We start from the raw sequence: 18,578 nt of genomic DNA on the forward strand, positions 1-18,578 counted from the left end.
GGACAAATGAATGCACTATATCCAGCAACCGCAGGCGATTGAGGCGAAAAGCTTCGACATTATTGGCGACATTATTGCGCAGACCCGCCCGGACTACCGCTTTGCCAGCCCGCTGCACGAAGCCATTATCAAGCGGGTAATCCACACCACCGCTGATTTTGACTGGCTGGATATCCTGTGGTTTTCGCCCGACGTGCTTCCGCGCTTGAGCGCCGCCCTGAGCCAGCCCTGCACGCTTTATACCGATACCACCATGGCCCTGTCCGGGATCAATAAAACCCTGCTGGCGAAATTCGGCGGCGAGTGCCGCTGCTATATCAGCGATCCGCGGGTGGTGGCGGAGGCCAAAGCGCAGGGGATGACCCGCTCGATGGCGGCGGTTGATATCGCGGTCGCCGAAGAGGGCGAGAAGGTGTTTGTTTTCGGCAATGCGCCCACCGCGCTGTTTCGTCTGCTGGAGCATGACGTCGCGGCCAACGGCGTGATTGGCGTGCCGGTCGGTTTCGTCGGCGCGGCGGAGTCGAAAGAGGCCCTGACGCAGAGCGGCCTGCCGGGCATCGCCGCGCTGGGTCGTAAAGGCGGCAGCAACGTCGCCGCCGCCATCGTCAACGCCATTTTGTACCACTTACAGGGGGCGCGATGAGCGAGCAATCCTTTGACGCCCCGGTATGGCACAACGGCAAGGCGCTGCGCAAAGGCTATACCACCGGATCCTGCGCCACCGCGGCAGCAAAGGTCGCGGCGCTGATGGTGATGCGTCAGCATCTGATTCATCAGGTCTCCATTGTCACCCCTTCCGGCGTCACCCTGTGCCTTAACGTCGAGTCGCCGCACGTTGAAGGGCAGCAGGCGATCGCCGCCATCCGTAAAGACGGCGGCGATGACGTTGACGCCACCCACGGGATGCTGATTTTCGCCCGCGTGACGCTCGACGATTCCGGCGAGATTACCCTGCGCGGCGGCGAAGGCGTCGGCACGGTCACTCGTAAAGGGATCGGCCTGCCCATCGGCAGCCCGGCGATTAACCGCACCCCGCGCCACACCATCGAGTCGGCGGTGCGCGAGGCGATTGGCCCGTCGCGCGGGGCGACGGTAGAGATTTTCGCCCCGGAAGGCGAGGCGCGGGCGCAGAAAACCTATAACTCGCGGCTGGGGATCCTGGGCGGCATCTCGATTATCGGCACCACCGGTATCGTGACGCCGATGTCGGAGGAGAGCTGGAAGCGTTCGCTGTCGCTGGAGCTGGAAATTAAGCGCGCGGCGGGGCTGGAGCGGGTGGTGCTGGTGCCGGGCAACCACGGCGAGCGCTTCGTACGCGAGCAGATGGGCATCGACTCGCAGGTGGTGGTCACCATGAGCAACTTCGTCGGCTACATGATTGAAGAGGCCGTGCGCCTCGGGTTCCGCCAGATCGTGCTGATTGGCCATCCCGGCAAGCTGATTAAAGTCGCCGCCGGGATCTTCCACACCCACAGCCATATCGCCGATGCGCGGATGGAAACCCTGGTCGCGCATCTGGCGCTGCTGGGCGCGCCGCTGGCGCTGCTGCAGCTGGTGAGCGAATGCGATACCACCGAAGCGGCGATGGAGCACATCGACGCGTACGGTTTTCAGCATATCTATCGCCATCTTGCCGAACGCATCTGCCTGCGGGTGATGCAGATGCTGCGCTTTACCAAAACGCCGCCCGTCTGCGACGCCATCATGTTCTCCTTTGATAACAAGGTCCTCGGCAGCAATCGGCCGATCGCCGACATTGCGCGGGAGATGTCATGTTAACGGTGGTCGGCATGGGTCCGTCAGGCCTGCATCTGATGACGCCGGCGGCGCGGGACGCGGTCGCCAGCGCGGACGCGCTGGTGGGCGGCAAGCGCCATTTACAGCAGTTCCCTGAGTTTGACGGCGAACGGTTTGCGCTGGGCGCCAATATTGCCGAACTGCTGGTATGGCTCGGCGAACGCGAAGCGCAGAAGGTGGTGGTGCTGGCCTCCGGCGACCCGCTGTTTTACGGCATCGGTACGCGGCTGATAGCCCACTTTGGCATCGAGCGCGTGCGCATTATCCCCGGCATCAGCGCGGTGCAGTATCTCTGCGCGAAGGCCGGTATCGATATGAACGATATCTGGCTGACCAGCAGCCACGGGCGGGACGTCTGTTTTGATGAGCTGGCTCGCCAGCGCAAGGTGGCGATGGTGACCGACGGGCGCTGCGGGCCGCGGGAAATCGCCGCCCAGCTGGCGGCGCGGGGTAAAGGGTATCGCTGGATGGTGATTGGCGAAAATCTGGCGATGGATAACGAGCGGATCCGCTGGCTACCGGTCAGTGAGGTCGACGGCGAATATGAGATGAACGCGGTGGTGATCCTCGATGAAAGATGAGCTTTTTCTGCGCGGCGAGAAGGTGCCGATGACCAAAGAGGCGGTTCGCGCGCTGGCGCTGGCCAAACTTGAGCTACACCGGGCAAGCCACCTGATTGATATCGGCGCCGGTACCGGCAGCGTGTCGATTGAGGCGGCGCTGCAGTACCCCTCGCTGCAGGTAACGGCGGTCGAACGCAATCCCGCGGCCCTGCAGCTACTGGACGAAAACCGCCAGCATTTCGCCTGCGGCAACATTGAGATCCTGCCCGGCGAAGCGCCGATGGTGATCACCGAGCGGGCCGACGCCATTTTTATGGGCGGCAGCGGCGGCCGCCTCGACGAGCTCATTGACTGGTCGTGGCAGCAGCTCTACCCCGGCGGTCGCCTGGTGATGACCTTTATCCTCCAGGAGAACCTGAACGCCGCTCTCGACTATCTGCGGCTGAAGGGAATCGAACAGGTTGATTGCCTGCAGCTGAACGTTTCATCGCTGACCGCGCTGGGCAGCGGCCACTATTTCAAACCGAATAATCCCGTTTTTGTTATCGCCTGTCAGAAGGAAGAAAACCATGGCTGAGACATTTGACCCCCGTTGTGTGTGGTTCGTTGGAGCAGGGCCGGGCGACCGTGAGCTGATTACCCTCAAAGGCTACCGCTTGCTCCAGCAGGCCCAGGTGGTGATCTACGCCGGGTCGCTGATAAACACCGCGCTGCTGGAGTACTGTCCGCCCGGCGCCGAGTGTCACGACAGCGCCGAACTGCATCTAGCGCAAATTCTCGACCTGATGGAAGCCGGCGTTAAAGCCGGGAAAACGGTGGTGCGTTTACAGACCGGGGACGTGTCGCTGTACGGCTCGGTCCGCGAGCAGGGCGAAGAGCTGACCAAACGCGGCATCGACTGGCAGGTGGTGCCGGGCGTCAGCGCGTTTCTGGGCGCCGCGGCGGAGCTGGGCGTCGAATACACCGTCCCGGAAGTCTCCCAGAGCCTGATTATTACCCGCCTCGAAGGGCGCACGCCGGTGCCGGAGCGCGAGCAGCTTGAGTCGTTTGCCAGCCACCAGACCTCGATGGCGATTTACCTTTCCGTACAGCGCATTCACCGGGTGGCGGAGCGCCTGATGGAAGGCGGCTACCCGGCAACCACGCCGGTGGCGGTGATCTACAAAGCGACCTGGCCGGAAAGCCAGACCGTACGCGGTACCCTGGCGGATATTGGCGACAAGGTACGCGAGGCGGGGATCCGCAAAACGGCGCTCATTCTGGTCGGGAATTTCCTGGGCTCTGAGTATCACTACTCAAAACTCTACGCGGCGGACTTTAGCCATGAATACCGTAAAGCCTGAATCAATCGCGCTTTTCTGCCTGACCCCTGGCGGCGTGCGGCTGGCGAAACGGCTGGCGGCGATGCTGCCGTTAACCTGCTTTACCAGCGAGAAGCTGCTGGAAGAGGGGTTTCTCCCCTTTGAAAACGGTTTTGCCAGCGCCGCGCGCGAGGCCTTCAGCAGCTATTCGGCGCTGATTTTCATCGGCGCCACCGGGATCGCGGTACGCGTGCTGGCCCCGCTGGTGAATGACAAGTTCAGCGACCCGGCGGTAGTGGTGATTGACGAGCGCGGCCAGCACGTTATTAGCCTGCTTTCCGGCCACGCGGGGGGCGCGAATGCCCTCAGCCGCTATCTGGCCGGGATGCTCGGCGCCGACCCGGTGATCACCACCGCCACCGACGTCAACGAGATGGCGGCGCTGGATACCCTGGCATTCCAGCTTAATGCCCGGATGAGCGACTTCCGCGCGGCGGTGAAAACCGTCAACCAGATGCTGGTCAGCCAGCAGCGCGTCGGTCTGTGGTGGGACGACGAGCTGGATGAAGACGTCAGCCGCTGCGACCGGCGGGGATTTATCACCGTGACCGATCTGCACCAGCTTCCCGAGCTGGACGCGCTGGTCTGCGTCACGCTGCGCAACGAGCTGCCGGCCATCGCCGTGCCGCACTGGAAGCTGGTGCCGCAGCGGGTGGTCGCCGGAATTGGCTGCCGTCGCGATACGCCATTCCCGCTGTTAGCAGCGCTGCTGGCGCGCCAGCTTGAGGCGCAGCGTCTGGATCCGCTGGCGCTGAAAGCCATCGGCAGCGTCACGCTGAAGAAGCACGAGCAGGGGCTGATTCAGCTGGCCTCCTGCTGTCGCGTACCGTTCGAAACCTTTCCCGCTGATGCGCTACGCGAGCATGAGCACCATTTTCCCGCCTCATCGTTCGTCAGAAAAACCGTCGGCGTGGGGAGCGTATCCGGCCCGGCGGCCTGGCTGCTGAGCCATGGGCAACTGTTGGGCGAAACCCTGCGCGAACAGGGCGTCACTATCACTTTGGGAGTTTCACACTGATGTTAAGCGTAATCGGAATCGGCCCTGGCTCGCAGTCCATGATGACCATGGAGGCCATTGAAGCGCTGCAGGCGGCGGAAATCGTCGTTGGCTATAAAACCTACACGCACCTGGTGAAAGCCTTTACCGGCGATAAGCAGGTGATCAAAACCGGGATGTGCAAAGAGATTGAGCGCTGCCAGGCGGCGATTGAGCTGGCGCAGGCCGGGCATAACGTGGCGCTGATCAGCAGCGGCGACGCCGGTATTTACGGCATGGCCGGACTGGTGCTTGAGCTGGTCAGCAAGCAGAAGCTGGATGTGGAAGTCCGCCTGATCCCGGGGATGACCGCCAGCATCGCCGCCGCTTCGCTGCTGGGCGCGCCGCTGATGCACGACTTCTGCCATATCAGCCTCAGCGACCTGCTGACACCTTGGCCGGTGATTGAAAAACGTATTGTCGCCGCCGGGGAAGCCGACTTCGTGATCTGTTTTTACAACCCGCGCAGCCGCGGCCGCGAGGGCCATCTGGCGCGCGCCTTTGAGCTGCTGTCGGCCAGCAAAAGCGCGCAGACTCCGGTGGGGGTCGTGAAGTCCGCCGGACGTAAAAAACAGGAGAAATGGCTGACCACCCTGGGGGAGATGGATTTTGCACCGGTCGATATGACCAGCCTGGTGATCGTTGGCAACAAAGCGACGTATATCCAGGATGGCCTGATGATCACCCCGCGAGGCTACGTGCTGTGAGCCACGGCGAGGTGCTGGTGATGGGCGGAACCAGCGACGCGCGGGCGCTGTGCCAGCAGCTTGACGCGGCGCAGGTTAAATACACCCTGTCGGTGGCGACGCCCACCGGCCAGCAGCTGGCGGGAGACATTCGCGGCCAGGTGCGCTGCGGGCGTCTCGAGCTGGAGGAGATGATCGCCTGGCTGAAGGCTAACCGGACCCGCTGGGTGATCGATGCTTCCCACCCCTACGCCGAAGCGGTGAGCCGCAATATCGTCCGGGCCTGCGAAACCGCCGGCGTACTGCTGAGCCGCTATCAGCGCCCTGAACAGCTGAGCGGCCTGACGCATCCGCTGCTCTATACCGTGGAGAGCATTGAACAGGCCTGCGAGGTCGCGCGGCGCTTCGGTCCTCGCGTGCTGCTCACTACCGGAAGCAAAGATCTGGCGCGCTGGCGGGCGGGATTAGGCGAAAAAACGCTGCTGGCCCGGGTGTTGCCGGTCGCCGATGTCATCGCCCAGTGCGCCGGGCTGGGGTTCGGCGTTGGCGAGATTTTCGCCCTGTGCGGGCCGTTCAGCGCCGAGTTCAACGCCGCTTTCTACCGCCAGTGCCGGGCCGATGTGGTGATCACCAAGGCCTCCGGCGCCGAAGGCGGCTATCAGGAAAAAGTACAACCCTGTCTGGATGCCGGTATCCCCTGCATCGTGATTACGCGCCCGGCACCGCTGGTGACCGGTGAAGAATTACTGGAAAGTCAGGCTGCCTTTGCCCGGCGCTTAGCGCGCTGGCTGGCCGCTGCTTAAGGAGTCCGAAATGAAAAAAGCGCTTCTGGTGGTCAGTTTTGGCACCAGCTATCCCGACACCTGTGAAAAGAATATCGTCGCCTGCGAGCGCGAGCTGGCGGCCAGCTGCCCGGACCGCGACACCTTTCGCGCCTTCACCTCCGGGATGATTATCCGCAAGCTCAAGCAGCGCGACGGTATCGAGATTGATACGCCGCTGCAGGCGTTGCAGAAGCTGGCCGAGCAGGGCTACCAGGATGTGGCGATTCAGTCGCTGCACATTATCAACGGCGATGAATATGAAAAGATCGTCCGTGAAGTGCAAAGCCTGCGCCCGCTGTTCCTCCGCCTGACGCTGGGGGCGCCGCTGCTGAGCAGCCATAATGATTATGTCCAGCTGATGCAGGCGCTGCGCCAGCAGATGCCGCCGCTTGCCGCCGATGAAACGGTGGTCTTTATGGGCCACGGCGCCAGCCATCACGCTTTCGCCGCCTACGCCTGTCTGGACCATATGATGACGGCGAAGGGGTTTCCGGCGCGGGTCGGCGCGGTCGAGAGCTATCCGGAAGTCGATATTCTTATCGACAGCCTGCGCCGGCAGGGGGTGAAGGGCGTGCACCTGATGCCGCTGATGCTGGTGGCCGGCGATCACGCCATTAACGATATGGCCTCGGACGAAGAGGACTCCTGGAAAACGCTGTTCAACGCCGCCGGTATCACGGCGACGCCGTGGCTGAACGGGCTGGGAGAGAATCCGGCGGTGCGCGCAATGTTCGTCGCTCACCTGCAGCAGGCGCTGAGCCTGGCAATGGAGGAGGCGGCATGAGCGGCAAACTGTATGCCCTGAGTACCGGCCCTGGCGCCGCCGACCTGATCACCGTGCGCGCGGCGCGGGTACTGGGCAAGCTGGACATTCTCTACGCCCCCGCCGGACGTAAAGGCGGCGACAGCCTCGCGCTCTCCATCGTGCGGGAGTATATCGGCGAACGGACCGAAGTGCGCTGCTGCCATTTCCCGATGAGCGCCGACAGCGCGGAAAAAGAGGCGGTATGGGATGAGGTCGCCGCGGCGCTGGTGCAGGAAGTGGAGGCGGGCAAGCAGGTCGGGTTTATTACCCTCGGTGACGCCATGCTGTTCAGCACCTGGGTGTTCTTACTCCAGCGTATCGGCAGCCCGGAGTGGCTGGAGATTGTTCCCGGCGTCACCTCTTTCGCCGCCATTGCCGCGCGTTCAAAAACGCCGCTGGCCATGGAGCAGCAGTCGCTGGCGGTGATCTCCTGCACCGCGCCGGAAACGGAAATCGAGCAGGCGCTGCGCCAGCATGAAAGCCTGGTGCTGATGAAAGTGTACGGGCGGTTTCCCCGCATCAAAGCGCTGCTGGCGAAAAACGGTCTGCTGGATGCCGCGCTGATGATGTCCGAAGCCACGCTGCCGGGCGAGCAGTGCTGGCGCCATCTCCGTGACGTCAGCGACGACCAGCCGCTGCCCTATTTCTCGACCATTCTGGTCAATAAACAGTGGGAGTATGCAGAATGAAACTTGAACAACAGCTAAAACAGCTGTCTTTCAGCGGGTTAGCTGCGGCGCTATTGCTGATAGTGGTACCCGAAAAGGCTTTCGCGATGCACATTATGGAGGGATTTTTACCGCCGATGTGGGCCCTGGCATGGTGGCTGCTGTTTTTACCCTGCCTGTGGTACGGGCTGGTGCGCCTGCGCCGCATCGTGCAGGAAGATAACAACCAGAAGGTGCTGCTGGCGCTGTGCGGGGCGTTTATTTTTGTCCTCTCGGCGCTGAAAATTCCTTCCGTGACCGGTAGCTGTTCGCACCCGACCGGCGTCGGCCTGGCGGTGATTCTCTTCGGGCCTGGCGTGGTGGCGATCCTTGGCGCCATCGTGCTGCTGTTCCAGGCGCTGCTGCTGGCGCACGGCGGGCTGACGACGCTCGGCGCGAACGGGATGTCGATGGCGGTAATCGGGCCGGTGGTCGGCTATATGGTGTGGAAAATGGCCTGCCGCGCAGGCCTTCGCCGCGATGTCGGGGTGTTTCTCTGCGCGATGCTGGCGGATCTGGTGACCTACTTTGTCACCTCCGTACAGCTCGGCGTGGCCTTCCCGGATCCGACCGCCGGCGCGACCGGATCGATCGTCAAGTTTATGGGGATCTTCTGCCTGACCCAGATCCCGATCGCCATTGCTGAAGGACTGTTAACCGTCATGATCTACGACCAGTTGACCAAACGTCAGCTGATTACCGCACAGGGGCATTAACATGAAAAAGACGCTGATATTGTTAGCCATGGTGGTGGCGCTGGTGATCCTGCCGTTCTTTGTCGATCACGGCGGCGAGTTTGGCGGTTCGGATGGCGAGGCGGAGAGCCAGATTCAGGTGGTCGCGCCGCACTATGAGCCGTGGTTCCAGCCGCTGTACGAACCGGCGAGTGGAGAAATTGAGAGCCTGCTGTTTACGCTCCAGGGCTCCCTCGGCGCGGCGGTGATTTTCTATATTCTGGGCTACAGCAAAGGCAGACAGCGCCGTGATGACCGGGTTTGACCGACTCAGCTATCAGAGCCGCTGGTTTCACGTCGCGCCGGAGCGCAAGTTCCTGTTCTGGCTGCTGCTGATGGTGCTGGCCTTTACCCTGCCTCCGCTGGGGCAGGGTATCGAAATGGCGCTGATTGCCGCCTTAACCTGCTGGCTGCTGCGGGTCTCGCCGTGGCGCTGGTGCCGCTGGATGGCGCTGCCGTTTGGCTTCCTGCTGATCGGCGTGCTGACCATTCTGTTTAGCGTCAGCCGCAATCCGCAGGATCTGCTGCTGAGCCTGCCGCTGGGCAGCGTCTGGCTGGGCATCACGTCGGAGGGGCTGACGACCGCCAATCAGACCTTCTGGCGCAGCCTGGCGGCGCTGGCGTCCACCTTCTGGCTGGTGCTGAATCTGCCGTTCCCGCAGCTTATTGTGCTGCTCAAGCGCGGGCGGGTGCCGCGGCTGCTGACCGAGCAAATCCTGCTAACCTGGCGCTTTATTTTTATTCTGTTAGACGAAGCGCTGGCGATTCATCGTGCGCAAACATTACGTTTTGGCTACCGTAGCGTGCCGAAGGGCTATCGTTCGCTGGCGATGCTGGTAGGGCTGCTGTTTACCCGGGTGATGATCCGCTACCAGCAGATGAGCACCACGCTGGATATCAAACTGTATCAGGGTGACTTTCACCTCTAAGGATAAGTATGCTTGCCACGACCGATCTCTGGTTTCGCTATCAGGACGAGCCGGTGCTGAAGGGGCTGACGCTGGATTTTTCCCGTCACGCGGTGACCGGACTGGTGGGGGCGAACGGCTGCGGAAAATCCACGCTGTTTATGAACCTGAGCGGTCTGCTGCGCCCGCAGAGCGGGGCGGTGCTGTGGCAGGGAAAACCGCTGGACTACAGCAAGCGCGGCCTGCTGGCGCTGCGTCAGCAGGTGGCGACCGTTTTCCAGGACCCGGACCAGCAGATTTTCTATACCGATATCGACAGCGATATCGCCTTTAGCCTGCGTAACCTGGGGGTTGCGGAAGAGGAAATTGCCCGCCGGGTGGACGATGCCCTGACTCTCGTCGATGCCCAGGGGTTTCGTCACCAGCCGATTCAGTGCCTGAGCCACGGGCAGAAAAAGCGCGTGGCGATAGCCGGCGCGCTGGTGCTGCAGGCGCGCTATTTACTGCTCGACGAGCCGACGGCGGGGCTCGATCCCTCGGGGCGCGCGCAGATGATCGACATCATTAAGCGCATTGCCGATCGGGGCAACCACGTGGCGATCTCCAGCCACGACATCGATCTGATCTATGAAATCAGCGATGCGGTTTACGTGTTACGCCGCGGCGAAGTGCTGGCGCACGGCGAACCCGGCGAGGTGTTTGCCCGCAGCGAACTGATGGCCCAGGCCGGGCTAACCCAGCCGTGGCTGGTGAAACTGCACGCGCAGCTCGGGCTGCCGCTGTGTAAAACCGAAGAAGAATTTTTTACGCGGATGCGAAGCAACGCGATGAAGGAGGCGTCATGACGCTGGCAATTATGTTACAGGGCACCGCTTCCGACGTCGGCAAAAGCGTGCTGGTCGCGGGGCTGTGCCGCATCTTTTATCAGGACGGGCAGCGCACCGCGCCGTTTAAATCGCAGAATATGGCGCTTAATTCCGGTATCACGCCGGATGGCAAAGAGATGGGCCGCGCGCAGATTTTCCAGGCCGAAGCGGCGGGCATTACCCCGGATGTGCGCATGAACCCGGTGCTGCTTAAGCCAACCAGCGACCGTAAAGCGCAGGTGGTGCTGATGGGCAAAGTGGCGACCGATATGGACGCGGTGAGCTATCACGAATACAAGCCGCGCCTGCGGGAACAGATCCTCGCGGTTTATAACAGCCTGGCCGCCGAACATGATGTACTGGTGCTGGAAGGGGCGGGCAGTCCGGCGGAGATCAACCTGCGCGATCGCGACATCGTCAATATGGGCATGGCCGAGATGGCCCAGTGCCCGGTGATCCTCGTGGCGGATATCGATCGCGGCGGCGTATTCGCCTCCATCTACGGCACGCTCGCGCTGCTGCACGATCGCGAGCGCGCGCGGGTCAAAGGGGTGATTATCAATAAATTTCGCGGCGACGTGGCGCTGCTGTATTCCGGGATCGAGCAGATAGAAGCGCTCACCGGCGTCCCGGTGCTCGGCGTCATGCCGTGGCTGGAGGTCGATCTTGAAGATGAGGACGGCGTCGCGCTGCAAAAAGGGAAATATCTGCGTACCGACAGGCGCGATATTGAGATTGCCGTGATTCAGGTGCCGCACATTTCTAATTTTACCGATTTCAACGCGCTGGCGGCGCAGCCGGACGTCCGCGTTCGCTATGTTCGCCAGCCCCAGGAGCTGGCGGGCGTGGATATGATTATCCTGCCGGGCAGTAAAAATACGCTCGGCGACTTGGGCTGGCTGCGCGAGAGCGGCATGGCGCACGCGGTACTGCAGGCCCGGCGTCAGGGCGTACCGGTGCTGGGGATCTGCGGCGGCTACCAGATGCTCGGCGAAACCATCATCGATGAGGTGGAGTCGGGGCTTGGCACCCAGCCGGGGCTGGGGTTGCTCAATACCGTCACCCACTTTGCGCACAGCAAAACGACCACCCAGGTAACGGCGACTCTGGCTCCGGCGCTGCCGGCGTGGCTGGCGGCAACGGCGGGGCTGGCGGTAAGCGGCTACGAAATTCATATGGGCGAAACCGAGCTGCGCGACGGCTGCCGTTCTCTGATGCAATTACATAAAGGCGGCCTGAGCGTGGCGGACGGCGCGGTCAGCGATGACGGCCTTGCGTTTGGCACCTATCTGCACGGCCTGTTCGATAGCGATGCATTTACCCGCGCGCTGGTTAACGGCCTGCGCCAGCGTAAAGGGCTGGCGGCGCTGGATAGCGATTTCGAGTATGCGCAGTATAAATCTCGCCAGTTCGATCTGCTGGCGGACGCGATGCGTCAGCATATTGATATCGAAAAAATCTACGCCATCATGCGCCAACATCAGGAGCCCGTATGCTGACTTTAGTGACCGGCGGGGCGCGCAGCGGTAAAAGCCGCCATGCCGAAGCGCTGATCGCCCATGCGCCGCAGGTACTCTATATCGCCACCTCGCAGATCTTTGATGACGAGATGGCTGCGAGGATCCAGCACCACCGCGACGGCAGGCTCGCGCACTGGCGCACCGCCGAGCGCTGGCAGCAGCTTGATGAACTGATCACCGCGGATATCGCCCCGGAGGAGGCGATTTTGCTGGAATGCATCACCACCATGGTAACCAACCTGCTGTTTGCGCTGGGGGGCGACAGCGCGCCGGACGACTGGGATTATGCGGCGATGGAGCAGGCGATCGACGCCGAAATCGCGGTACTGATTGCCGCCTGCCAGCGCTGCCCGGCCCGCGTGGTGCTGGTGACCAACGAGGTGGGGATGGGGATTGTGCCGGAAAACCGTCTGGCCCGCCATTTCCGCGATATCGCCGGACGCGTTAACCAGCGCCTGGCTGCGGCGGCGGACGAGGTGTGGCTGGTGGTGTCGGGCATTGGCGTAAAAATCAAATAGGCCAGACGCGCCGTACCGGGCGTTATTCTTCCTGCTGGCTCTGCCATGAGCCAGCCAACAAGACGAGAACCTCTATGCAAAGCTTAACCTCTCTACTGGGCGCGATCCCGGCGCCTGATGAAAGCGCGATGGCGCGCGCCCGGCTTCATATCGACGGCCTGCTGAAGCCGCCCGGAAGCCTTGGACGCCTTGAAGATCTTGCCGTACAGCTGGCGGGCATGCCCGGTCTTGACGGCGTGCCGCAGGTGAAAAAGAAGGCGCTGCTGGTGATGTGCGCCGACCACGGCGTGTGGGACGAAGGGGTCGCCATCTCGCCGAAAGCGGTGACCGCCATCCAGGCGGCGAATATGACGCTGGGGAAAACCGGCGTTTGCGTGCTGGCGGCGCAGGCGGGCGCGAAAATGCACGTGATTGATGTCGGGATCGATGCTGAACTGATTCCGGGCGTTATCAATATGCGCGTGGCGCGCGGCTGCGGCAATATCGCCGTCGGTCCGGCAATGCGCCGCGGCCAGGCGGAAGAGCTGCTGCTGGAGGTGATGCGCTATACCCGAGGGCTGGCGCAGGATGGCGTCACGCTGTTTGGCGTCGGGGAGCTCGGAATGGCCAATACCACCCCGGCGGCGGCGATTGTCAGCGTTCTGACCGGCAGCGATGCCCAGGAGGTGGTCGGGATTGGCGCTAATCTGCCGTTGGCGAAGGTCGCTAATAAAGTGGAAGTGGTGCGCCGGGCTATCGCCGTCAACCGGCCTGACCCGAACGATGGTCTCGACGTGCTGGCGAAAGTGGGCGGTTTTGATTTATTGGGGATGACGGGCGTGATGCTGGGCGCGGCCTCCTGCGGCCTGCCGGTGCTGCTCGATGGCTTCCTCTCCTACGCGGCGGCGCTGGCGGCGTGCCGAATTGCGCCGGAAGTGAAACCCTATCTGATCCCGTCCCACTATTCGGCGGAGAAGGGCGCGCGTACGGCGCTGATGCATCTCGAACTGGAGCCCTACCTGAATATGGGGATGCGTCTGGGCGAAGGCAGCGGCGCGGCGCTGGCGATGCCGATCGTGGAAGCGGCCTGCGCGATGTATCACGAGATGGGCATGCTGGCGGCGAGCAATATTGTGTTGCCAAAGGGCTGAGAAAGGGCCGGGGAGCGGCGCTGCGCCGTTCCCTGAATCAGGCATAAGATTTTGCGCAGCGCAGAAACAAAAAAACACCCTTGAGGGTGTTTATGATGTTGGTTGCGGGGGCCGGATTTGAACCGACGACCTTCGGGTTATGAGCCCGACGAGCTACCAGGCTGCTCCACCCCGCGTCCGTCTTTACTCTTCATCGAGTAAACTTGCATCAGATTTTAATTGGTTGCGGGGGCCGGATTTGAACCGACGACCTTCGGGTTATGAGCCCGACGAGCTACCAGGCTGCTCCACCCCGCGTCCGTCTTTACTCTTCATCGAGTAAACTTGCATCAGATTTTAATTGGTTGCGGGGGCCGGATTTGAACCGACGACCTTCGGGTTATGAGCCCGACGAGCTACCAGGCTGCTCCACCCCGCGTCCGTCATTACTCTTCCATCGAGTAACGTTACTTCTCTGATTTTAATTGGTTGCGGGGGCCAGATTTGAACTGACGACCTTCGGGTTATGAGCCCGACGAGCTACCAGGCTGCTCCACCCCGCGTCCGTGGAAGCGCACTATACTCCGCTAACGTTTTGATGCAACCCTTTTTGGCAGAAATCATCAATTTTGTAAAAAATGGTGCATATAGAATCACTTCCAGCCTATTTTTTGCGCAAAACTGCCTTTGCGGTGCCTAAGCGCATTTCATTAGCCCTGGGGGTTTGTTATCTTCATCACGCACCCGGGCTTAGCAGCATAAAGAAGAGATACCATGAAAGGACGTTGGGCAAAATACGCAGTAACAGGCGCGATGCTGGCAATGCTGGCCGCCTGTTCCTCAAAACCGACCGATCGCGGTCAGCAGTATAATGAAGGTAAACTCACCCAGCCGTTTTCATTGGTTAACCAACCTGATGCGGTCGGCTCGCCGATCAACGCCGGCGATTTCTCCGAGCAGGTGAGACAGATTCGTAGCGCCTCTCCGCGCCTCTACACCAGCCAGAGCAACGTCTACAATGCGATTCAGGAGTGGCTGCGTTCCGGCGGCGACACCCGCACGCTGAGCCAGTTTGGTATCGACGCCTGGCAGATGCAGGGGACGGATAACTACGGTAACGTCCAGTTTACCGGCTACTACACGCCGGTGGTGCAGGCGCGCCATACTCGCCAGGGCGAGTTCCAGTACCCGATTTACCGGATGCCGCCGAAGCGCGGCAAGCTGCCGTCCCGCGCCAGCATCTACGCCGGGGCCCTGAGCGACAACTACATTCTGGCCTACAGCAACTCGCTGATGGATAACTTTATCATGGACGTGCAGGGCAGCGGCTACATTGATTTTGGCGACGGCTCGCCGCTGAACTTCTTCAGCTATGCCGGGAAAAACGGCTGGCCGTACTACAGCATCGGTAAAGTGCTGATCGACCGCGGCGAAGTGAAGCGCGAAGATATGTCGATGCAGGCGATCCGCGAATGGGGCGAAAAGCACAGCGAGGCGGAAGTGCGCGAGCTGCTGGAGCAGAACTCGTCGTTCGTCTTCTTTAAACCGCAGTCTTTTGCGCCGGTGAAAGGCGCCAGCGCGGTGCCGCTGATTGGCCGCGCATCGGTGGCTTCCGACCGTTCCATTGTTCCTGCCGGTACCACGCTGCTGGCGGAGGTGCCGCTGCTGGATAATAACGGCAAGTTTAACGGCCAGTACGAGCTGCGTTTAATGGTGGCTCTCGATGTTGGCGGGGCGATTAAAGGCCAGCACTTCGATATTTACCAGGGCATTGGCCCGGATGCCGGGCATCGTGCCGGTTGGTATAACCACTACGGCCGCGTATGGGTGCTGAAAAACGCTCCGGGTGCGGGCAACGTCTTTAGCGGCTAGTACGCCGGTTCTTTTCCCCGGTCGCGCTGCGCTTACCGGGGCTACGGCTGATTTTGTCGCCCGGGTAAGGCGCTTGCGCTGCGACCCGGGAATGTCCACTAATTCTGAGGTTTTATGTCTGTTGTAATCAGCGATGCCTGGCGCCAGCGTTTTGGCGGCACGGCGCGTTTATATGGTGAAAAGGCGCTGCAATGTTTTGCCGACGCGCACGTCTGCGTAGTCGGCATCGGCGGCGTAGGCTCATGGGCGGCGGAAGCGCTGGCGAGAACCGGAATTGGCGCGATTACCCTGATCGATATGGATGATGTCTGCGTGACCAACACCAATCGCCAGATCCACGCCCTTGGCGGCAACGTTGGCCTGGCGAAAGCCGAGGTGATGGCGGAGCGTATTCGCCTGATCAACCCCGAGTGCCGGGTCACGGTGGTGGACGATTTTGTTACCCCGGAAAACGTCGCCGAGTATCTTGGCGTTGGCTTTAGCTACGTGATTGACGCCATCGACAGCGTGCGCCCGAAAGCGGCGCTAATCGCTTACTGTCGTCGCCATAAGGTTCCGCTGGTGACCACCGGCGGCGCGGGCGGGCAAATTGATCCGACGCAAATTCAGGTCGCCGATCTGGCGAAAACCATCCAGGATCCGCTGGCGGCAAAGCTGCGTGAGCGTTTGAAGAGCCAGTTTGGGGTGGTGAAGAACAGCAAAGGTAAGCTCGGCGTGGATTGCGTGTTTTCCACCGAAGCGCTGGTTTATCCGCAGGCGGACGGCAGCGTTTGTGCGATGAAAAGCACCGCTGAGGGGCCGAAGCGAATGGACTGCGCATCCGGCTTTGGCGCCGCGACGATGGTGACCGCGACCTTTGGTTTTGTCGCCGTCTCCCACGCGCTGAAGAAAATGCTGGCGAAGGCGGAGCGGCAGACGGCGTAAATTCCCGGGTCGCGGCGCAGGCGCCTTACCCGGGCTACAAAACTGCGCACCTGTCCGGGCGACAAAACCGCACGAACCCGTAGCCCGGGCAAGGCGCGTCAAGCGCCGCCCCCGGGATGCGCTTAAACCTCGCGGGCGGCGGCGAGCACCGCTTCGCTCAGGGCGCTGAGCCCCTGACTGCGCGAGGCGCTCAGCTGGCCGCGCAGCCCCAGCGCATCAAATAGCGCCAGCGGATCCTGCGCCAGCAGCTCAGCGGCGCTTTTGCCTTCTATGGCGGTCAACAGCACCGCCAGCATGCCGCGCACGATGCGGCCTTCGCTATCGCCGAAGAAATGCAGCTTGCCCTCGGCGTCAACGACGTGCCCCAGCCAGACGCGGTTTTCACAACCGGCAATCTCTTTGGCTCGCGCTTTCAGGTCGTCCGGCAGCGCGGGAAGCTGCTTACCCAGTAAAATCAGCTGGCGGTATTTATCTTCCCACTGGCTGAGCGGGGTAAAGGTCTGCCGTAGAGATGCCTCGGTGATGCGGGTACCAAAAGGGTGAGAAGTCGTCATTAATCCACCAGTATTTCCAGAGCGCGGTCCACGGCGTGCACCAGCGCGTAGACATCGTCTTGCGTGTTATAAGGCGCGAAGGAGGCCCGTAGCGTGCCGCTGACGCCAAGCGCCGCCAGCAGCGGCTGGGCGCAGTGCTGACCGGCGCGCAGCGCGATCCCCGACTCCGCCAGCAGCGTCACCATATCGCTATGGTGAACGCCGTCAAAATCAAACGCCAGCAGGCTGGCGTCCTGGCAGCGGAAGGAGCGGAAGCCCGGACGTTTCGCCAGCTCGTCTTCCGCCAGCGTCGACAGGCCGCGGCTCCAGTTTTCCGCCTGCGCGATGTCCGTCTCCTCCAGCCACTCCAGCGCCGCGCTCAGGCCGATCACCCCGGCGATATTGGGCGTTCCCGCCTCGAAGCGCCAGGGGGCGGGCTGGGTTTTGAAGCCATCGAAGGTGACTTCGGTAATCATTTTTCCGCCGCCGAGCCACGGCGACATCTCCGCCAGCCGTTCGCTTTTGCCATACAGCGCGCCGATGCCGGTCGGCCCGTAGAGCTTATGGCCTGAAAAAGCATAAAAGTCGATATCCAGCGCCTGGACGTCCGCCGGGAAATGCACCGCCCCCTGCGCGCCGTCGACCATCACCACCATCCCGGCAGCGCGGGCCTGGCGTATTGCCAGCGCCAGATCCGGGCAGCCGCCGGTGACGTTGGACATCTGGCCAATCGCCAGCACCCGGCTGCGCGGCGTGATAAGCGCGCCAAGCGCCGCCACGTCCGGCAGGCGGTTGCCCGCCAGCGGCAGCTTCACCACCCGCGCGCCGGTTTGCCCGGCAACCATTAACCACGGCACCAGGTTGGCGTGATGCTCTGCTTCGCTGACGATAATCTCATCGCCGGGTTTCAGGCGCGGGCGCACGTAGCTCTGCGCCACCATATTAATGGCTTCGGTGGTGCCGCGCGTCCAGACGATATCCTGGCCGGAAGGGGCGTTGAGCAGCGTTGCCACCCGTTCGCGCGCGTTTTCATAGCGTTCGGTTAGCTGACGGGCGGTGGCGAACTGGCTGCGGTGGACGTTACCGGCGCTAAGGCGATAGAACTGGTCGCTGGCCTCAATGACCGCCAGCGGTTTGAGGGTTGTCGCGGCGCTATCAAGATAGACGCCGGCGTCGGCCAGCGCCGGGAACTGGGCGCGAAATTGGACGGGGTTGAATGCGTTCATGAGATTCCTCGTATCGATATCAGGATCGTCGCGCAAATCGGCGGGTGATACAAGGTTTCTGCTAACGACTGGAATTTTCTGAATATGACTTCGGGTGGGTAAAAGATAGTTATGCTGAATAGTGTTGGGTTTGCGTTTTAACCTGGTACAGAACGAATCATAAACAGTATAAATAGTCGAAAGGAGAGAAAGATGAAAATGAATAAGACTGCCGCAATTATTTCTGCCTGTGTGCTGACCTTTGGCCTGAGCGCCTGCTCCTCCAACTACGTGATGCATACCAACGATGGGCGCACCATCGTGACCGACGGCAAACCGCAAACGGATAATGATACTGGCATGATTTCGTACAAAGATGCCTGGGGTAACAAGCAGCAGATCAACCGTTCTGACGTAAAACAGCTGGGCGAGCTGGATAAGTGATTTCGGTATAGCAGGCAAAAAAAAGCACCGCGCAGTGCGGTGCTACATTAAATCACTATGGACAGACAGGGTAAATGTACAGGAAGTGAAAAGGGGTAGCTGAGCTACCATGGTCCGCAAACCCGGACCAATTGCAAACACAACAACACAACATCACAACCGTAAG

22 protein-coding genes and 4 tRNA genes are annotated in these 18,578 nt (G+C 61.5%); 20 read left to right on the top strand and 6 right to left on the bottom strand.

Annotated elements, in window-relative coordinates; genetic code table 11:
- Nucleotides 1-10 precede the first annotated feature (10 nt).
- From ACESQ2_RS13015 to cobT, 17 genes are all read left to right on the top strand, one after another.
- On the top strand, nucleotides 11-643 hold the full coding sequence (locus tag ACESQ2_RS13015) for a cobalt-precorrin-8 methylmutase (RefSeq protein ID WP_046876761.1): 633 nt from the start codon (nucleotides 11-13) through the stop codon (nucleotides 641-643).
- Nucleotides 640-1,779: a cobalt-precorrin-5B (C(1))-methyltransferase CbiD gene (gene cbiD / locus ACESQ2_RS13020; protein WP_224384798.1), complete on the top strand. Its 1,140-nt coding sequence runs from the start codon at nucleotides 640-642 to the stop codon at nucleotides 1,777-1,779. The genes ACESQ2_RS13015 and cbiD overlap by 4 nt, the downstream gene beginning before the upstream one ends.
- Nucleotides 1,773-2,378, top strand: a complete 606-nt coding sequence (locus tag ACESQ2_RS13025) for a cobalt-precorrin-7 (C(5))-methyltransferase (protein WP_025107434.1) — start codon at nucleotides 1,773-1,775, stop codon at nucleotides 2,376-2,378. Before cbiD ends, ACESQ2_RS13025 begins: the two co-directional genes overlap by 7 nt.
- A complete protein-coding gene (locus ACESQ2_RS13030; RefSeq protein WP_014839401.1) occupies nucleotides 2,368-2,937 on the top strand; it encodes a decarboxylating cobalt-precorrin-6B (C(15))-methyltransferase in 570 nt (189 codons plus the stop codon). The genes ACESQ2_RS13025 and ACESQ2_RS13030 overlap by 11 nt, the downstream gene beginning before the upstream one ends.
- Nucleotides 2,930-3,703: a cobalt-precorrin-4 methyltransferase gene (locus tag ACESQ2_RS13035; RefSeq protein ID WP_014226631.1), complete on the top strand. Its 774-nt coding sequence runs from the start codon at nucleotides 2,930-2,932 to the stop codon at nucleotides 3,701-3,703. Before ACESQ2_RS13030 ends, ACESQ2_RS13035 begins: the two co-directional genes overlap by 8 nt.
- Nucleotides 3,684-4,739 (top strand): cobalt-precorrin 5A hydrolase, encoded by a 1,056-nt coding sequence (gene cbiG / locus ACESQ2_RS13040; protein WP_014226630.1) that lies wholly within the window; start codon nucleotides 3,684-3,686, stop codon nucleotides 4,737-4,739. Before ACESQ2_RS13035 ends, cbiG begins: the two co-directional genes overlap by 20 nt.
- Nucleotides 4,739-5,464, top strand: coding sequence for a precorrin-3B C(17)-methyltransferase (locus ACESQ2_RS13045; protein ID WP_004105101.1), 726 nt, complete (start codon nucleotides 4,739-4,741; stop codon nucleotides 5,462-5,464). The genes cbiG and ACESQ2_RS13045 overlap by 1 nt, the downstream gene beginning before the upstream one ends.
- Nucleotides 5,461-6,246: a cobalt-precorrin-6A reductase gene (locus tag ACESQ2_RS13050; RefSeq protein WP_196546396.1), complete on the top strand. Its 786-nt coding sequence runs from the start codon at nucleotides 5,461-5,463 to the stop codon at nucleotides 6,244-6,246. The genes ACESQ2_RS13045 and ACESQ2_RS13050 overlap by 4 nt, the downstream gene beginning before the upstream one ends.
- A 10-nt stretch (nucleotides 6,247-6,256) precedes the next feature.
- Nucleotides 6,257-7,051, top strand: coding sequence for a sirohydrochlorin cobaltochelatase (locus ACESQ2_RS13055; protein WP_032751063.1), 795 nt, complete (start codon nucleotides 6,257-6,259; stop codon nucleotides 7,049-7,051).
- Nucleotides 7,048-7,761, top strand: a complete 714-nt coding sequence (locus ACESQ2_RS13060; protein WP_032751062.1) for a cobalt-factor II C(20)-methyltransferase — start codon at nucleotides 7,048-7,050, stop codon at nucleotides 7,759-7,761. The genes ACESQ2_RS13055 and ACESQ2_RS13060 overlap by 4 nt, the downstream gene beginning before the upstream one ends.
- Complete coding sequence (cbiM, locus tag ACESQ2_RS13065) at nucleotides 7,758-8,495, top strand: cobalt ECF transporter S component CbiM (protein ID WP_046876765.1); 738 nt, start codon at nucleotides 7,758-7,760, stop codon at nucleotides 8,493-8,495. Before ACESQ2_RS13060 ends, cbiM begins: the two co-directional genes overlap by 4 nt.
- Nucleotide 8,496: 1 nt before the next feature.
- The gene (locus ACESQ2_RS13070) at nucleotides 8,497-8,778 is read left to right on the top strand and encodes an energy-coupling factor ABC transporter substrate-binding protein (protein ID WP_004133685.1); all 282 of its coding nucleotides are present in this window, start codon (nucleotides 8,497-8,499) and stop codon (nucleotides 8,776-8,778) included.
- Nucleotides 8,765-9,442, top strand: coding sequence for an energy-coupling factor ABC transporter transmembrane protein (locus tag ACESQ2_RS13075; RefSeq protein WP_014226626.1), 678 nt, complete (start codon nucleotides 8,765-8,767; stop codon nucleotides 9,440-9,442). Before ACESQ2_RS13070 ends, ACESQ2_RS13075 begins: the two co-directional genes overlap by 14 nt.
- An 8-nt stretch (nucleotides 9,443-9,450) precedes the next feature.
- On the top strand, nucleotides 9,451-10,266 hold the full coding sequence (locus ACESQ2_RS13080) for an energy-coupling factor ABC transporter ATP-binding protein (RefSeq protein ID WP_025107439.1): 816 nt from the start codon (nucleotides 9,451-9,453) through the stop codon (nucleotides 10,264-10,266).
- Complete coding sequence (locus ACESQ2_RS13085; protein ID WP_046876766.1) at nucleotides 10,263-11,786, top strand: cobyric acid synthase; 1,524 nt, start codon at nucleotides 10,263-10,265, stop codon at nucleotides 11,784-11,786. The genes ACESQ2_RS13080 and ACESQ2_RS13085 overlap by 4 nt, the downstream gene beginning before the upstream one ends.
- On the top strand, nucleotides 11,780-12,325 hold the full coding sequence (gene cobU / locus ACESQ2_RS13090) for a bifunctional adenosylcobinamide kinase/adenosylcobinamide-phosphate guanylyltransferase (protein ID WP_224384797.1): 546 nt from the start codon (nucleotides 11,780-11,782) through the stop codon (nucleotides 12,323-12,325). Before ACESQ2_RS13085 ends, cobU begins: the two co-directional genes overlap by 7 nt.
- A gap of 74 nt (nucleotides 12,326-12,399) precedes the next feature.
- Nucleotides 12,400-13,455, top strand: coding sequence for a nicotinate-nucleotide--dimethylbenzimidazole phosphoribosyltransferase (gene cobT, locus ACESQ2_RS13095; RefSeq protein ID WP_004853701.1), 1,056 nt, complete (start codon nucleotides 12,400-12,402; stop codon nucleotides 13,453-13,455).
- A gap of 99 nt (nucleotides 13,456-13,554) precedes the next feature.
- Here cobT and ACESQ2_RS13100 read toward each other — a convergent pair.
- The 4 genes from ACESQ2_RS13100 to ACESQ2_RS13115 form a co-directional block, all read right to left on the bottom strand.
- Nucleotides 13,555-13,631: transfer RNA gene (locus ACESQ2_RS13100), tRNA-Met, on the bottom strand.
- 44 nt (nucleotides 13,632-13,675) lie between these two features.
- Nucleotides 13,676-13,752, bottom strand: a tRNA-Met gene (locus tag ACESQ2_RS13105).
- Nucleotides 13,753-13,796: 44 nt separating this feature from the next.
- A tRNA-Met gene (locus ACESQ2_RS13110) sits at nucleotides 13,797-13,873 on the bottom strand.
- A 47-nt stretch (nucleotides 13,874-13,920) separates the two neighbouring features.
- A tRNA-Met gene (locus tag ACESQ2_RS13115) sits at nucleotides 13,921-13,997 on the bottom strand.
- Between the two features lie 211 nt (nucleotides 13,998-14,208).
- Between ACESQ2_RS13115 and mltA the strand changes: the two genes are divergently transcribed.
- Both mltA and tcdA read left to right on the top strand, forming a co-directional pair.
- On the top strand, nucleotides 14,209-15,306 hold the full coding sequence (gene mltA, locus ACESQ2_RS13120) for a murein transglycosylase A (protein ID WP_224384796.1): 1,098 nt from the start codon (nucleotides 14,209-14,211) through the stop codon (nucleotides 15,304-15,306).
- A 114-nt stretch (nucleotides 15,307-15,420) separates the two neighbouring features.
- Complete coding sequence (gene tcdA, locus ACESQ2_RS13125; protein ID WP_009651598.1) at nucleotides 15,421-16,230, top strand: tRNA cyclic N6-threonylcarbamoyladenosine(37) synthase TcdA; 810 nt, start codon at nucleotides 15,421-15,423, stop codon at nucleotides 16,228-16,230.
- A gap of 122 nt (nucleotides 16,231-16,352) precedes the next feature.
- Here the strand turns inward: tcdA and csdE are convergent, their stop codons facing one another.
- Nucleotides 16,353-16,784, bottom strand: a complete 432-nt coding sequence (gene csdE / locus ACESQ2_RS13130; protein WP_025108020.1) for a cysteine desulfurase sulfur acceptor subunit CsdE — start codon at nucleotides 16,782-16,784, stop codon at nucleotides 16,353-16,355.
- Nucleotides 16,784-17,989 (bottom strand): cysteine desulfurase CsdA, encoded by a 1,206-nt coding sequence (gene csdA, locus ACESQ2_RS13135; protein ID WP_049071123.1) that lies wholly within the window; start codon nucleotides 17,987-17,989, stop codon nucleotides 16,784-16,786. Before csdA ends, csdE begins: the two co-directional genes overlap by 1 nt.
- Nucleotides 17,990-18,187: 198 nt before the next feature.
- On the opposite strand from csdA, the gene ACESQ2_RS13140 reads away from it, so the two are divergent.
- The gene (locus ACESQ2_RS13140) at nucleotides 18,188-18,412 is read left to right on the top strand and encodes a YgdI/YgdR family lipoprotein (protein WP_014226620.1); all 225 of its coding nucleotides are present in this window, start codon (nucleotides 18,188-18,190) and stop codon (nucleotides 18,410-18,412) included.
- The last annotated feature ends 166 nt before the right edge of the window (nucleotides 18,413-18,578 follow it).

It is taken from the genome of Klebsiella sp. Q11 (assembly GCF_964241505.1).
Taxonomy (GTDB): Bacteria; Pseudomonadota; Gammaproteobacteria; order Enterobacterales; family Enterobacteriaceae; genus Klebsiella; species Klebsiella michiganensis.

Bases quoted from the DNA above. Each gene is read 5' to 3' on its own strand.
- ACESQ2_RS13015 (WP_046876761.1), top strand. From the start codon at position 11: ATGCACTATATCCAGCAACCGCAGGCGATTGAGGCGAAAAGCTTCGAC.
- cbiD (WP_224384798.1), top strand. From the start codon at position 640: ATGAGCGAGCAATCCTTTGACGCCCCGGTATGGCACAACGGCAAGGCG.
- ACESQ2_RS13025 (WP_025107434.1), top strand. From the start codon at position 1,773: ATGTTAACGGTGGTCGGCATGGGTCCGTCAGGCCTGCATCTGATGACG.
- ACESQ2_RS13030 (WP_014839401.1), top strand. From the start codon at position 2,368: ATGAAAGATGAGCTTTTTCTGCGCGGCGAGAAGGTGCCGATGACCAAA.
- ACESQ2_RS13035 (WP_014226631.1), top strand. From the start codon at position 2,930: ATGGCTGAGACATTTGACCCCCGTTGTGTGTGGTTCGTTGGAGCAGGG.
- cbiG (WP_014226630.1), top strand. From the start codon at position 3,684: ATGAATACCGTAAAGCCTGAATCAATCGCGCTTTTCTGCCTGACCCCT.
- ACESQ2_RS13045 (WP_004105101.1), top strand. From the start codon at position 4,739: ATGTTAAGCGTAATCGGAATCGGCCCTGGCTCGCAGTCCATGATGACC.
- ACESQ2_RS13055 (WP_032751063.1), top strand. From the start codon at position 6,257: ATGAAAAAAGCGCTTCTGGTGGTCAGTTTTGGCACCAGCTATCCCGAC.
- ACESQ2_RS13060 (WP_032751062.1), top strand. From the start codon at position 7,048: ATGAGCGGCAAACTGTATGCCCTGAGTACCGGCCCTGGCGCCGCCGAC.
- cbiM (WP_046876765.1), top strand. From the start codon at position 7,758: ATGAAACTTGAACAACAGCTAAAACAGCTGTCTTTCAGCGGGTTAGCT.
- ACESQ2_RS13070 (WP_004133685.1), top strand. From the start codon at position 8,497: ATGAAAAAGACGCTGATATTGTTAGCCATGGTGGTGGCGCTGGTGATC.
- ACESQ2_RS13075 (WP_014226626.1), top strand. From the start codon at position 8,765: ATGACCGGGTTTGACCGACTCAGCTATCAGAGCCGCTGGTTTCACGTC.
- ACESQ2_RS13080 (WP_025107439.1), top strand. From the start codon at position 9,451: ATGCTTGCCACGACCGATCTCTGGTTTCGCTATCAGGACGAGCCGGTG.
- ACESQ2_RS13085 (WP_046876766.1), top strand. From the start codon at position 10,263: ATGACGCTGGCAATTATGTTACAGGGCACCGCTTCCGACGTCGGCAAA.
- cobU (WP_224384797.1), top strand. From the start codon at position 11,780: ATGCTGACTTTAGTGACCGGCGGGGCGCGCAGCGGTAAAAGCCGCCAT.
- cobT (WP_004853701.1), top strand. From the start codon at position 12,400: ATGCAAAGCTTAACCTCTCTACTGGGCGCGATCCCGGCGCCTGATGAA.
- mltA (WP_224384796.1), top strand. From the start codon at position 14,209: ATGAAAGGACGTTGGGCAAAATACGCAGTAACAGGCGCGATGCTGGCA.
- tcdA (WP_009651598.1), top strand. From the start codon at position 15,421: ATGTCTGTTGTAATCAGCGATGCCTGGCGCCAGCGTTTTGGCGGCACG.
- csdE (WP_025108020.1), bottom strand. From the start codon at position 16,784: ATGACGACTTCTCACCCTTTTGGTACCCGCATCACCGAGGCATCTCTA.
- csdA (WP_049071123.1), bottom strand. From the start codon at position 17,989: ATGAACGCATTCAACCCCGTCCAATTTCGCGCCCAGTTCCCGGCGCTG.
- ACESQ2_RS13140 (WP_014226620.1), top strand. From the start codon at position 18,188: ATGAATAAGACTGCCGCAATTATTTCTGCCTGTGTGCTGACCTTTGGC.